Source organism: Frankia sp. Hr75.2 (genome assembly GCF_949319125.1).
Taxonomy (GTDB): Bacteria; Actinomycetota; Actinomycetes; order Frankiales; family Frankiaceae; genus Parafrankia; species Parafrankia soli.
In genome coordinates this window covers 1-13,629 of sequence record NZ_CASGGV010000035.1, presented here as the reverse complement: position 1 = coordinate 13,629, position 13,629 = coordinate 1, and the positions used below count along the sequence as shown (strand labels likewise).

Annotated in this window: 11 protein-coding genes and 2 pseudogenes; 7 read left to right on the top strand and 6 right to left on the bottom strand. The window is 69.1% G+C overall.

Going from position 1 to position 13,629, the window contains the following annotated elements; genetic code table 11:
* The 3 genes and pseudogenes from AC559T_RS04315 to AC559T_RS04305 all read left to right on the top strand — a co-directional run.
* Window positions 1-660: pseudogene (locus tag AC559T_RS04315) on the top strand (IS5 family transposase); the annotation flags it as partial.
* 89 nt (window positions 661-749) lie between these two features.
* The gene (locus AC559T_RS04310) at window positions 750-1,109 is read left to right on the top strand and encodes a hypothetical protein (protein ID WP_498867829.1); all 360 of its coding nucleotides are present in this window, start codon (window positions 750-752) and stop codon (window positions 1,107-1,109) included.
* Window positions 1,106-1,618 carry a hypothetical protein gene (locus AC559T_RS04305; protein WP_498867828.1) on the top strand — a complete coding sequence of 171 codons (513 nt, stop codon included), beginning with the start codon at window positions 1,106-1,108 and terminating at the stop codon, window positions 1,616-1,618. Before AC559T_RS04310 ends, AC559T_RS04305 begins: the two co-directional genes overlap by 4 nt.
* Before the next feature lie 741 nt (window positions 1,619-2,359).
* Here the strand turns inward: AC559T_RS04305 and AC559T_RS04300 are convergent.
* Window positions 2,360-2,590, bottom strand: a complete 231-nt coding sequence (locus tag AC559T_RS04300) for a hypothetical protein (protein WP_498867827.1) — start codon at window positions 2,588-2,590, stop codon at window positions 2,360-2,362.
* Between the two features lie 113 nt (window positions 2,591-2,703).
* Window positions 2,704-3,133 (bottom strand): annotated as a pseudogene (locus tag AC559T_RS04295) (transposase); the annotation flags it as partial.
* A gap of 158 nt (window positions 3,134-3,291) precedes the next feature.
* On the opposite strand from AC559T_RS04295, the gene AC559T_RS04290 reads away from it, so the two are divergent.
* Window positions 3,292-4,875 carry a sulfatase family protein gene (locus AC559T_RS04290; RefSeq protein WP_498867826.1) on the top strand — a complete coding sequence of 528 codons (1,584 nt, stop codon included), beginning with the start codon at window positions 3,292-3,294 and terminating at the stop codon, window positions 4,873-4,875.
* A gap of 206 nt (window positions 4,876-5,081) precedes the next feature.
* On the opposite strand, the gene AC559T_RS04285 is transcribed toward AC559T_RS04290, so the two are convergent.
* A complete protein-coding gene (locus tag AC559T_RS04285) occupies window positions 5,082-5,354 on the bottom strand; it encodes a helix-turn-helix domain-containing protein (protein WP_498867825.1) in 273 nt (90 codons plus the stop codon).
* A gap of 714 nt (window positions 5,355-6,068) precedes the next feature.
* Here AC559T_RS04285 and AC559T_RS04280 point away from each other — a divergent pair.
* Both AC559T_RS04280 and AC559T_RS04275 read left to right on the top strand, forming a co-directional pair.
* Window positions 6,069-6,434: a hypothetical protein gene (locus tag AC559T_RS04280; protein ID WP_498867824.1), complete on the top strand. Its 366-nt coding sequence runs from the start codon at window positions 6,069-6,071 to the stop codon at window positions 6,432-6,434.
* 503 nt (window positions 6,435-6,937) lie between these two features.
* A complete protein-coding gene (locus AC559T_RS04275; RefSeq protein WP_498867823.1) occupies window positions 6,938-9,979 on the top strand; it encodes an EAL domain-containing protein in 3,042 nt (1,013 codons plus the stop codon).
* 153 nt (window positions 9,980-10,132) lie between these two features.
* Here AC559T_RS04275 and AC559T_RS04270 read toward each other — a convergent pair whose 3' ends face one another.
* The 3 genes from AC559T_RS04270 to AC559T_RS04260 form a co-directional block, all read right to left on the bottom strand.
* Window positions 10,133-10,711: a recombinase family protein gene (locus tag AC559T_RS04270; RefSeq protein WP_498867822.1), complete on the bottom strand. Its 579-nt coding sequence runs from the start codon at window positions 10,709-10,711 to the stop codon at window positions 10,133-10,135.
* 212 nt (window positions 10,712-10,923) lie between these two features.
* On the bottom strand, window positions 10,924-11,571 hold the full coding sequence (locus tag AC559T_RS04265; RefSeq protein WP_498867821.1) for a class I SAM-dependent methyltransferase: 648 nt from the start codon (window positions 11,569-11,571) through the stop codon (window positions 10,924-10,926).
* A gap of 288 nt (window positions 11,572-11,859) precedes the next feature.
* Window positions 11,860-12,303, bottom strand: a complete 444-nt coding sequence (locus tag AC559T_RS04260; RefSeq protein WP_498867820.1) for a winged helix-turn-helix transcriptional regulator — start codon at window positions 12,301-12,303, stop codon at window positions 11,860-11,862.
* Window positions 12,304-12,426: 123 nt separating this feature from the next.
* On the opposite strand from AC559T_RS04260, the gene AC559T_RS04255 reads away from it, so the two are divergent.
* Entirely contained in the window at window positions 12,427-13,344 is a 918-nt protein-coding gene (locus AC559T_RS04255) for an NADP-dependent oxidoreductase (protein WP_498867819.1), read from the top strand.
* The last annotated feature ends 285 nt before the right edge of the window (window positions 13,345-13,629 follow it).

The window sequence follows — 13,629 nt, the reverse complement described above, 5'->3', positions numbered from 1 at the left end:
GGACGTGATCGCCGCCCTGGAGAAGGCCGCCACCGAGGAGGAGAAGACCCGGCAAAAAGGGGCGGCACGCAGGGACAAAACGGGCAGAACATCGTGGACGACCCCGGGCGGGAACAACGGCGACGCCTCCGGCGCCGACGCAAGGTCCGGCTGACCGCTGCTCTGCTCGGACGGTCGCGGGGCGGGCAGACCAGCAAGGTCCATCTCGCTGCTGACCGGCGGTGCCGGCCGTTGGCGTTCGTGCTGACCGCGGGGCAGGCCGCGGACAGCCCGCAGTTCATACCCGTGCTGGAGAAGGTACGAGTGCCCGGGCCGGTCGGTCGTCCCCGTACCCGACCCGGGGCGGTCGCCGGGGACAAGGCGTACTCGTCGCGCGGCAACCGTGCCTACCTGCGCGGACGTGGCATCAAGGCCGTCATTCCCGAGAAGGCCGACCAGGCCGCCAACCGCACGAGGAAGGGCAGCAGGGGCGGGCGCCCCGTCCGCCACGACGCTGATCTCTACAAGGAACGGAACACCGTCGAACGTCTGATCAACAAGTTGAAGGCCTGGCGGGGAATCGCCACCCGCTACGACAAGACCCCGGGCAGCTGCCTTGCCGGCCTTCACCTCCGCGCCTCGATGATCTGGATCAAGGAGTTCACCCGGCCCCCCCTTTGATCACAACCAGATACGCGCCCTAACAGCATCTTGTCCGCGATGGTGGCGCCGGCGGGGCGGTGGAGGCCGGCGCAGATGCCGGTGAGGATGTGCAGGTTGATGCCGCGGGCGTGGAGCTGGTCCTCGAGGAGGACCAGGAGCTCCTTCATGGGCCCGGGGACGACCCCCTGACCGCCGCGCAGCACCAGGCGGCCACCGGCGTGCACGCCACGCTCGAGCAGGCCGCGGCGACCGCGATGGCCGCCCTGGCCACCGTCGCGGCCTCCCGCACCCGGGTGGCCGGCCCGAGTCGACCCGAGGAAGCCCGAGTCGACCCGAGGAAGAAGGTAGGGATGTCTGAGCCGACTCCGAGCGCGGTCCGCGACACCACCGGTGCCGTACACCGGATGTGCGCCGACCGCATCACCGGCGCCACCCTCACCCCCCTGACCCTCGGAGACCAGCCGTGATGGGCCACCGCGACCCAACCCGTCAGGAACGGGACCTGCTGCGCGAGCAGGTACTGGACCTGGCGTGGACGTGGGCCCGGACCCTGGCCGACCTCGCCGACGAAGACAAACCCTGGTCGGTCTACGACGGCGCCCAGGAGCAGCAGCGCACATCGACCGCGGCCCGTGCCCGCGCGCTGGAACTACTCGCCGCGGTGGCGACCGAAGCGGCCCGCGACGACGCCAGCTTCGCCGGCGAAACCCTCAGCGCGGCCGGACCGGCCCCGGCGTGGACCCGCGAGGACGTCCTCGCCTACCTCACCGAAGCCGGCGCCCCGGTCGGCGCCGACACCTGGTCCGGGTACGTCAGCCGCGGCCAGGCCCCCGCCCCCACCCGCCGCATCGGCCGCACCCCCGTCTGGGATCCGGCGCAGGTGCGCACCTGGCAGGCCGCCCGGCGCGGCCGCGGCTGGCGCGCCGGATCCCCACCCGAGCAGCAGACCGGCGACAGCGACGCAGATGGAACCTGACAGTGATCTGACACCGGCCTGACGGCCGCAGGTCAGCACCCCCGCCAGGAGCCAGCACGGCGGCCGGGCAGGCAGACAGGATCGCTGGGCTCGCCGGCGCTGGCCGCACATCTGACACTGGACTGGATTCGGTATTCAGTCGCGGAGCGCTCGGGTGGGTGCCGCACCCGCCCTGACCTGCTGCTGGCACCGGCCCGCCGCCCCACCCGCCTTTGCCGGCGGGCCGGTGAGCGGACGAGTGGGCGGACCGGTGGGCGGGATCCGTCTCTGTAGGGATCACGGGAAGATGGCGAGTCGCCAGCACAGTTGGCGAGTGGATGGCGAGCGACGCGGGCCTACTTGGCGAACCGCTGGTCACGGCCCTGCGATCCTCCCGCTGTGCACCTGCTGGCGGTGCCAGCGCTCGCCAACAGCATCGGCGGCCCCGCACGGCGGCGCTCGCCAACAACGCGAAATGCCAGGACGCGCTCGCCAACAATCTCCGATTCCTACAGTCTCGCCGGCGAGAGACCCCCTCCGCCCATGCAGGTAAACGATCAAACCCTGGGGTCCGCTATACCCTCCATTGTTCCCTCCGCCATTCCCTCCACTATTCCCTCCAGTTAAGGACGGAGGGGGGCGGAGGAACCGGAACATGCAGGTCAGGGGGCCGTACCCCCCTCCGCGGGCTGTCCAGGCTCACCGTCGTAGCGGGGGTTTCTCCGACGGCGACCGGCCCGCGGGGACGGGGGGCGGGGCGAGTCAGGTGGGGGTGGGCGGGCCCTCGTCCAGGTGCCGGTACACCGTCATCCGCCCCCGGCGCAGGACCGCGGCGACCCGGTCCACTGGCACCCCGCGCCGGCGCGCAGCGCGGGCGGCCGCCCACACCGCGGCCTCCGCCGCGTCGGCGGCCGCGGCGAGCTCGGCGAGCTCGTCCAGGGCGCGCTGCTCGTCCGCGCTGGGAGTCCAGGTAGGCCGTCCGGGGCGAGGCATACCGTTCACCCTACCGAGTTTCCATCCCGTTCCGGTACACCAACCCGTCGGATTGGCGTACTGTTCTGGTACAGAAACACTGTGTCGGGGTCCTCGATGGATCCTCAGTTCCTTCGCTTCGGTAGCACCGTGAACCCCCGCGTCCCGGGCTGCCGGCCGACGATCTCCACGTCGATCCCCAGGCCGGCGCCGTGGGCGACCACCTGCTGTTTGAACCCGGCGTCCACCCACGCCTTGCGCACCGGCGGCGACCCGGTCGAGCAGGGCGGTGCCGATGGTGTTGTCGTGCACGCTGGCCGCGACCACGACCACGGCGATGAGCAGTCCCAGCGTGTCGACGGCGATCCCGCGTTTACGGCCCGGGCTGCGTTTTCCCGGGTCCAGGCCGGTCGTGTCCTTCGGGGCGTTGGTGGAGGAGCGGACCGTCTGGGAGTCCAGCACGACCGCGCTCGGGTCGGCTTTCCTGCGATGGTGCTCACGAACCAGCCAACGCAGCAGGTCGTGGACCGTCTCGGTCGTGCCGTCATCGCGCCACCGGCCGAAGTTACCGGAACTTCTGTCTGGATTCACAGGGTTCGCACATCCGGATCGCATCTCGTCTACATGACCATCCGGTGTGGTGGCCGCATGTGGAAGCAGACACCGAACAGTGATCCCCACACGGCACGTCCGATGTCCCGCGGCCGGGCGGGAGATCGGTGATGGCACGGCACCACCGTTTCAGCCGGCGGGCCCGTTTCGGCGCGGCGGGAATGGTGAGTTGCGTGGCACTGGCCGCGATGGCCGCCGCCGCGTTGTCCGGTAGCTCGTCGGACCCCACGGCCGGCCGGCTGTCGGCGGTCAACGCGGCGGCCACGACCGAGCAACCCAACTTCGTGTTCATCCTCGCTGACGACCTCGATCAGACGACCTCCCCGTCCTGGGAGGCGATGCCGCAGACCGCCGCTCTGATCAGAGACACTGGGCTGACCTTCACCGACGGGTTCGCCCCAACCCCGATCTGCTGCCCGGCTCGCGGCACCATCCTGACCGGGAAGTACGGCCACAACACCGGTGTACTCACCAACGCCGGCGATGTCGGTGGCTGGGCAACGTTCGCCGGCAACGGCAACGAGGACCACACGTTCGCTAAGTACCTGAGCGACGGCGGGTACCGGACCGGCCTGGCCGGCAAGTACATGAACGGCATCGAAGACGACCCGACGCACATCCCGCCGGGCTGGTCGGAGTGGTACGGCAGCGTCGACAACAACTTCTACACCGGCTACAACTACACCCTGAACGAGAACGGCACCCTCGTCCAGTACGGGGGAACGGAGGATCCGGCCAACTACTCCACCGACGTGGTAGCCACGAAGTCCACCGACTTCATCCGCCGCGCGGCAGCCGATGACAGCCCGTTCTTCTGGTATGCGGCCTCGACCGCGCCACATCTGCCGCTTCCCCCGGCTCCGCGGCATGCGGACAACCCCTTCGCCGACGCTACCGCGCCGCGCACACCGAACTACGACGAGCCCGATGTCTCCGATAAGCCGTGGTGGCTGCAGGAAAGCGCCCAGGAGCGATCAGCCCGCGTGGCGGCGATCAACGACACGGACTACCAGGACAGGATGGGCTCGCTGTACGCGCTCGACGAGATGGTCGCGGGTATCGTGCAGACCCTGCGCGACACCGGAGAGCTGGATAACACCTACCTGGTCTTCACCTCGGACAACGGCTACAACCTCGGCTCCCACCGGCTGACCCAGAAAATGGCCCCCTACGAGGAGTCCATCCGGGTACCGCTGGTCGTCGCGGGACCGGGTGTGACCGTCGGCACGGACGACCACATGGTCGCACTCATCGACCTCGCCCCGACCTTCCTGGACCTCGCCGGTGTGCCGATCCCAGCCGACATCGACGGCCAGTCACTGGCACCCCTCCTGCACGGCGAGTCCCCGACGTCGTGGCGCACCGACCTGCTCGGACAGTACGCCGGCCCAGGGATCGACGGGCAGGACGGCGTGGTCCAGGAACAGGTCGAGAACATCACCGGGGTATTCCTGGACCTGCCCCCGTGGAGCGCCCTAAGAACCGAGGACTACCTCTACGTCCGCTGGTACGACGTCGATCGGGCCCCCCGCGTCCACGAGCGGGAACTCTACGACCTGACCGCCGACCCCTACCAGCTCACCAACCTGCTGGCGACACCCCAGGGCAAAACCGAGAACGCCACACTCGTCGCCGAACTTGACGCACGCCTCGACACCCTCACCACCTGCTCCGGAGCATCCTGCCGAACCTGACACACCACACCACCAGTCAGGCTGCCGACCGGGGATATGTCCCGGCCGGCAGCCGCCATGGGCTGACAGGGACTGTAGGACGCTGGGCACCACGCGACCTCGGACAGCGCCGGTCAGCAGGTCGGCCAGCACATGAAGCGCCAAGACCGACCACCCATGACCGGGTGCCGGTAAGAAACGTGTCACCAGCCGCAATCGGCGATGATCTAGCTGGCCTGTGGCTCGGCGGCGGCGAGCTCGTGGTGGGCCCGGCCTGCGGCGCGGAGTTCGCGTAGGTCGGGGATGTGGTTGTAGAGGGTGCCGGGGCTGACGCCGAGCAGCTTCGCGATCGACGTGACGCTGGCCTCGGGGTTGGGCAGCATGTCGCGGGCGGCGCGGATGATCTCGGGGGTGGCGACGGTGGGCCGTCCGCCGACGCGGCCGCGCTCGCGTGCGGCGGCCAGGCCCCAACCCGGGCAGACCGGCGGAGAACGACGCACCACGAATCATAGGAAGATCGCTACGGCGGCTTCCGGCCGTATTCCGGTCGCCCCCCTAGAACCGTCAGCGCCGCTTGGACATCGGTAAGGGGCCGGGCCATTCGGGGCGAGTTGTCCGCTGGCTGACGGGTGTGCTCACGGACGAACGCGGACAGCACCTCCACCACCGGCCCCGATGTTGTTGTCAGAGCTGCCACCTCGCCCGCTGGTACCCCAGCAGTCCCGGCCGGGAAGTCGCCGGCCCGATCATGAACGCGGCGTAGCCTCCCACGGTTTGTCCCGGTCTCCCCGTAATGGCGCGCAGGTTCGCGATCAGGTGGGGCCGGCGGCGGTGATCGGGTCCAGGGGCAGGGTCCGGGTGTGGAGCTCCCAGCCCTGATCCCCGTCGACCAACTGCGATGCTCGAAGACGCCTTTCTGGAACCATGTGAATCCGGGCTGACGGCTTGAGTGGAGTATTCCTGCCCTACGGTTTACGCGCGATGCGCCCTATTATTGGTCTATTACTGTCACGGTCTTCCTAAGGAGGATCTGTCCCTGGAACTGACAGGGCTTCCGACCATGGACCGTGGAAATGACTCAATCCACCGGTAGACGGCGGGATTCACTCGGAATGGGGCGGGTACTGGACAGGCACCGGCTTCCCGCCGGACAGAAGGCTATTCGAGGGGGGATTCTCGTGCGGGGAAGACTACGGCTGTTTTTCATCGCGCTGATGGGCGCTCTGGCACTGTTCATCGCGTCGGATACCGCTAGGGCGATGCAGAACACGACCCCGTCCGGGTGTCCCGGTGCCGGCGGAACCGTGTCGGGCAACGTGGGCAGTATACTAGGCGGATCGGAGGTCCGGCTAACCCTGGACAGCTACGCCATGGGCGACATCGTCAAGATACCGATCGGCAGCGGCAAGGTGAGCCCGAACGGCGATTACAGGGTGTCCTATAAGATCCCCGGAACGCTGAATCTTATCCAGTTCAAGCCGGGCGAGAGCTATGAGATCCGAGCCAAGTTCATTACGCCCCAGGGACTGGAGGGCCTCACCGTCGAATCTACCAACTTCTATATCAACGAGAACTGCTGACCCGTCTCTTATTATCCGTTGATTTTAAGGGCTTGTTCCGCCCGGCACTCGCTGTGCACCGGGCGGAACAAGCCGACTGTACGGGCGCATACTGGAAAGGTCCACAGCAGGGTCAGCGGTGGGATGTCGAGGTGCCGTGTGAAACGGTGGTCGGTCAGCTAATCAGTTTGAATCCGCGGCCGTCCCACTCCCAAGTCAGCGTGCGGTACATCGAAGGTCCTACATGCGAGTCGTTTGGGCCCCAGTAGGTGGCGCCCGTGACGAGCCGTCCGTTGACCCCCGGTCCCGGCACCGCCGTCGCGATCACCGCGCCCTCCGGACGCTCCGCAGTGGGCTCGGCCGCTGATCCCGATGATCCGCGCGGCCCTCTCCACCCGCCACGTCGAGTGACGTCCGAAACATCGATCCCGTTTCGGTACGAACCCGTACCGAAACGGGGGAGGTCCCCGGCGGTGGTGCCGGGGACTGCCTGTAAAACCGTGTTGTGGGGGTAGAGGAAGCGCGTGGCTTGGTGGTGGACTGGCGCGCGCCGGGAGCTGGAGAGGCACCCGCGCGGTCGCGTCCGCGACGGTGACGTCGGCGGTGGGGTGCCTGGCGGGGCGGTCGGTGACCGTGCCTTCTTCGTCGTCCCGGCGCTTGTGGGATCGGTCTTTCTGCTGGTGCTGGCCGTCGTGCCTGGCTCGCCGGGCTACCTGAACCCCACCGTCGCGGCCGCCGCCGCGCTCGGGGCCGTGGCAGTCCCGAGTATGTTCATCGCTCCGGCGGCGTACCTGAGACGGCTCACCCTCCTCGTCTGCGTCGTGATGAGCGCCTTGGTGGTGGTCGCCCTGGCCGTGACCGAATCTGGCGCACTCGTTGTGAGTCTGTTGTTCTGGTTTCCGTGGGCAGGCAGTCAGGTCGGGCTCGCCTGGCGCCGGCTCGACGCCGTGATGGTGCACGTGACCCTGATGGCCGGGATCATCCTGGGTGTGTTCAGCCTGCACGGCAGCCTCGCGGAGTATCCGCTCGCGGGGCTGGGCAGCGTGCTCGGAGTGCTGGCCGCCGCACCGTTGACCCACACGTCCTTCCAGCGGGGACGGGCCCGGATTCTCACCGACTCCCTGACCGCCCTGGCGAGTAGCGCCGGGCTGATCCAGGCTGGTGATCCGCTGGTCGCCGGGATGACGGCGACGGGGCGCCAGACCGTCATGATGATCGTCGACATCGACCACTTCAAGGAGCTCAACAGCGCCTTCGGCTACGAGGCGGGCGACGACGCACTCAGGACCTTCGGTCGCTGGCTCTGCCTGGTCAGGCCGCCGCCGCTGCTTGTCGCCCGCCTGGGCGGGGACAAGTTCGTGCTGCTGCTGCCCGGTGAGGCCAGCGGGGGTGGCCGGTCGTCCCCACCCGAGATGGCGGATCCCGTCCTCACCGGCCTCGGCCGTGACGTCCTCACGCAGCTTGAGGGACGGCTCCGGATCGGCGGAGTGGACGTCGAGGTGGAGGCGACCGCGGGTATCACGACGGCGCCGGCCTGCGGCGAGCGGATCGTTGATCTGCTGTCGTGCGCCGACGCCGCCCTCGCCGACGCCAGGCGCGGCGGTGAGCGGGTCGGTGTGTGGACGACGGCCTGCGCGGCGGTGCGGCCCTGGGAGCTCGCACTGCACGCGGAACTGCGCTCCGCGATGGACCTGGGCGAGCTGGAGCTCCACTACCAGCCGATGCGGGAGGTTGCGACGGGGCGGATCGTCGGGGTGGAGGCGCTGATGCGCTGGCGCCACCCGGAACGTGGCCTGCTGCCCCCCGGATCGTTCCTGCCGATGGCCGAACGCTCCTCGCTGATCGTCGAGCTGACCTGGTGGGAACTCGACGAGGCGCTGCGCCAGTGTGCCCGCTGGCGGTCGGAGGGGATACCGCTGACCGTCTCGGCCAATCTGTCGCCCCGGCTGCTGGTCGTCGACGAGCTTCCGCGGATCGTCGCCGAGCGGCTGGCAGCCTACGATCTCCCCCCGGATGCCCTCACCCTGGAGATCACCGAGAACGCTCTCGTCTCCCAGCCTGCGCGGGCCGCCGCGATGCTCGGTGAGCTGCGGGTCTTCGGGGTCAAGCTGTCGATGGACGACTTCGGGACCGGCTACAACTCCATGGAGATCCTCAAGGTGCTGACCTTCGACGAGATCAAGATCGACAGAAGCTTCGTCGTCGATGCCCAGGGCAGTCTGCTGGACGTCGCGATCGTGCGGTCGGTCGTCGACCTCGGGCATCGCCTCGGGTTGCGCGTTGTCGGCGAGGGTGTCGAGGACGAGGCCGGCGAGCGGATCCTGACCGAGCTCGGCTGCGACGTCCTGCAGGGCTACAAGCTCTCACCCCCGCTGCCGGCACGGGACCTCGCCCCGCTGCTCGCCGCCGACGGTGGGCCTCGAACCACCGGCACGGTGTCTGGGAAGTCCGGGGGATCCGGGGAGTCGCGGCCGCCGCCCGGTGAGGTACCGCCGCGGGCCAGGGAACGCTGGTCCACGGGCGGTCTCGCCGCGCCCATCCCCGCTGACGAGGACTCCCGGCTGGCCGCGCTGCGCAACCACCGGATCCTCGACACCGCCGCGGAGCCCGAGTTCGACGAGATCGTCGAACTCGCCGCCCAGGTCGCGGACTGCACCTACGCCTATGTCTCCTTCGTCGACGCCGAGCGGGAGTGGTTCAAGTCCAGTCATGGCCTGAAGGCGGCCGGGCTGGCGGGCCGGGTGGGCGTGGCCTCCCACGCGGTCTGGTCCGGCGAGTACCTCGAAGTCCCCGACGCGTCGCGGGATCTGCGCTTCGCGCACGTGGTCCGGGCCGACCCGCGCGTCCCGCTGCGTTTCCTCGCCGCGGCGCCGCTGCGGACCATGGGCGGGCACGCCTTCGGTGCGCTGTGCGTCGCGGACCGTCTGCCCCGGCGGCTGGCCCCGGGTCAGCGCCGGGCGCTGTGCTGCCTCGCGTCCCAGACGATCAGACTCTGCGACGCGCGCCGGGAGCGCCTGATGAGCGAGGACGTCGCCGGTGCGCTCAGCAGACTCGACCAGTTCTGGCACCCGGACGACCTGCCCGCCGCGGCCACACTGATCGCCGAGGTGATCCACATCGTCACCGGCTCGGACGCCGTCGGCGTGATGGTGGCGAAGATGCCGGGGGCGACGGTGTTCGAAGCGGCAGGCTGGTCGGTCGCCGCGGGAACCGAGCCGTTGCCCCGGGTAGGGGCCCGGGCCACGCCCGACGACGAGGCGGCGCTGCGGGCACTGTCCCAGCTGCGGGAGCCGATCTTCATCGCGGACCCCACCGGCACACCGCTCATCCCGGCCGAGCGGGTGGACCAGCTCAAAATCGGCTCGGCGATGGTGATCCCGCTGCCCGACGTGGGTGGCCTGCTCGGGTTCGTCACCGTTCGGTGGACGAACCGGCTGACCAGCGTGGAGCCGGCGGTCATGCGGGCGGTAAGCCTGTTCGCCACTTCGGCCAGGTATACCGTCGCGCGGCTGCGGCCGACCTCGGAAGGTGCAACAGTTGCCACGGGTTCCTCTGCTCGCCGGTAAGCCGGCGGTGCCCTGGCCGAGCGTGCAGCACACCGCCCACCCCGCGTCGGGCAACAGATCTTGTGGTTCTTCGGACGCCGCTGTCGATCATGGGGTGAGCAAGACGCGTTTGTGGAGCAGGTAAGTTCGCGCGGCCGTACATCTGCCTTTTGATCATTTTGCGGTTGACGTGGCCTTCGACGGGGCCGGAGCTCGTAGGTAGTTGTAGACGGTTTCGCGGCTGATGCCGAACTCGCGGGCCAGGTCGGACTTGCGCTCGCCGGCGGCGGCGCGTTCGGACAGCTCGCGGGCCTGGTCGGGGGTGAGGGCGGGCTTGCGGCCGGTGTAGGCGCCGCGCTGGCGGGCGACGGCGATGCCTTCGCGTTGGCGTTCGAGGATGAGGGCGCGTTCGAACTCGGCGAACGCGCCCATGACGGAGAGCAACAGCGTCGCCATCGGCGAGTCCTCGCCGGTGAAGGCGAGGCTCTCCTTGACGAACTCGACCCGCACGCCCTTGCCGGTCAGGGTCCGCACGAGGCGGCGCAGGTCGTCGAGGTTGCGGGCGAGGCGGTCCATGGAGTGCACGAGCACGGTGTCGCCGTCGCGGACGTACGCGAGCAGCTCGTCGAGCTTCGGCCGGGCGGTGTCCTTCCCGGACGCGGTGTCGACGAACACCCGTTCGACCTCGACCCCGTCGAGTTGCCGGACGGTGTTCTGGTCGACGCTGCTGACCCTGACGTATCCGACCCGCATCCGCCTCGAACCCCTTCCGCACCCGGAAATGTCAGGCTGGACTCTAAGAACCTGCCGGACAGATGTCAAGAAACCTCGCCAAGGACCCTAACCTGACGCTCTACGTGCGAGTTGATCGTGTGGTGTTGGGGTGTACCCCAGATGGACATGTCGCCGTCACCGCACCACCCAGCACAGACGAGTTTGGACATCGACAGGAGGATCGGACCGTCTCACTGAATCCAGGTGGCGACGGCCCTCACCTGCAACCAGGTCATGCGCCGCTGCTCCTCCCGCACGGTACGAAGCGCAAAGCCGGCCTGTTCGATGATGTTCAGCAGGTCGTCACGGTCGTGGTGCACGAACCAGCGTCGGAGCGGGACCGACGGTGGATAGTCGTCCCGGTAGGGAGCGGCTTCCCAGCCCTCGCTGCCACCGAGGGACGTGGACAGACTCAGCACCCCACTGTTGCGCAGCAGCGATCGCCAGGCGCGCAGCGTGCTGGCGACCTCGGGGCGTGGGACATGCAGCAGTGCGGCGTTGGACCACAGGCCGTGAAAGGCCGCCGGTTTCAGAGGCGGGCGGCGGATGTCGCCGGCGGCCGCACGGCCACCGGCGGCCCGCGCCAGCCGTAGCATCTGCTCGGACAGGTCGATGCCGACCGCGGCCATCCCGGCGTGGGTGAAGACCGCGAGGTCACGGCCTGGCCCGCAACCGAGATCCGCGATCAACGCCGCGGCCGGTAGCAGGTCAAGGAAACCTGATCTCCACGCGGCCAACTCATCCGAGACCTCTGCGGTGCGGACTGCATAGTCCCGGGCGATGCGGTTGTAACTGGTCCTCGTCGCTGCGGCGGGGTCACGGTCATCGCCGCTTTCCACACGTGGGACTGGAACGGCAGGCATGGTCTCTTATCCATCTCCTGGGGGCTGGAGTACAGAGCCTGGTCGCCGAGGCGATCGGGCGGCAAGCCAGTGGATGCGGGAGGAGACGGACTGAGGCTTGAGCTCGACTACGAGGACGGCGCGGCCCACTGTGCACGCGGGTCCGGACACCGGCACAGATGTCTTCGGACATCGACTGCAAGACCGGCCCGTCAGACGCCGATGGCCTGGTGAGGATCCAGGAGGGGTTGATGTGACGGCCTCCGCTGTGCTGATGGTCGGTGTTCAGGCGACGCGGGTGTCGTACTCCTCGCGATTGGCGAGCACCTCGTCCATGTGCGCCTCGGCCCAATCCTTGATGCCGCGCATCATGTGGTGGAGCGAGAGACCCAGGTCGGTCAGCTCGTATGTGACGGTGACCGGCACGGTCGCCGTCACGGTGCGGGTGACCAGGCCGTCGCGCTCGAGGGAGCGCAGCGTCTGGGTGAGCATCTTCTGGCTGACCCCGGCCAGCCGGCGGGCCAACTCCGAGTAGCGCATCGCTCGCGGCTCGCCGACACGGTTGCTGCCGGGGGCGTGCGGGCCGTCGCTGCCGAGAGCCGCCAGGACCAGCGTCACCCACTTGTCGGAGATCCTGTCGAGTAGCTGGCGGCTGGGGCAGCGTGCCAGGAACGCGTCGTAGTCTGCCTGCGCGTGTGCCCGCTTCTGGGCTGCTGTCAGTGTTGGCATCGGCTACTCCTTCCTACCGGGCGGTGCCCTACGCACTGTGAGGTGCGTACTTCCTAGTGGAGAGTTATCCCTCAATAGTGATGTGGGATGACCGTCGAACACAAGCCCACAGGGAGCGAACCCATGAGCATGTCCACCTTCCGCACCGCCGTCGTGCGCACCCCGGGCGGACCCGGCTCGATCGAGATTATTGACGTTCCCGTTGCCGAGCCCGGGCCCGGCGAGGTCCGGGTCGAGATCGCCGCTGCGCCGGTCAACCCCGTCGACCTTGGGGTCGCGGGTGGCTTCTTCCATGCCATGGGGCTGATCAATCAGCCGGAGCGTACCGGCCTGGGTTGGGACTTCGCCGGCATCGTCGTAGCCACCGGCCGCGGCGTGGATCTGGCCGTCGGTACCCGGGGCGCCGGTCTGGTGGTTGGGTTCGACCGCGACTTCGGCACCTACGCCGAGCAGCTCGTCGTGCCGGCCGCCGACCTCGCCGTCGTGCCCGACGGGTTGGACCTGGTCGCGGCGTCGACGGTGCCGCTCAATGGGCTGGCTGCGGCGCAGATCGTCGACCTGCTCGGCGACGCGCCCACCGGCGGTAACCGGCTGCTGGTGACCGGGGCGGCCGGCGCGGTCGGGGGGTACGTCGCCTCGCTCGCGCAGGACCGCGGCTGGCGGGTGACCGGCCTGGCCCGAGCCGAGGACGAGGAGTTCGTCCGTAGCCTCGGCGCCGGCTTCACCACACACGCCGAGTCGGGCTGGGACGCGGTCGCCGACGGTGCCGCCCTGCAGGAACAGGGTCTCGCCTTGGTCCGCGACGGCGGGGCGTTCGTCGGTATCCGGCCGAACGCCGTGCCGGCCACGGAGCGCGGGATCACCGTAGCCGTCGTGGTAACGCACCCCGACGGCCCGCGATTGGGCGACCTGCTCGCCCGCGCCGCGTCCGGCGAACTTCCGACCCGAGTGCACACGGTCGTGCCGCTGGACCAGGTCGCCGACGCCCACCGGGCCATGGCGAAGGGCGGGGTGCGCGGTCGCTACGTGCTCCAGCCCTAATGGCCAGCAACATCCAGCTCGACGATCCGACCAGTCACGTCATCGGGCTGATCAACCGCCTGTACCTGTGGCCGGGCAAGTTCCTGGCCGGACGCGCCACGTGGTGCCGGGGGTTCGGTAGGAACGGAGCAGAGAACCGGGGTCGGTGTCACATCCGTTGACGATCCTGTCCCGGGGCGGCGCCACCGTCCGTCACATCGCCCCTATCGCAGAAAAGCACCCCGAGTCGCCCCGCTGTCCGGGTGTCCCCCGGCCGGTTCACCGGCCGCACTACCGCAGAAAACG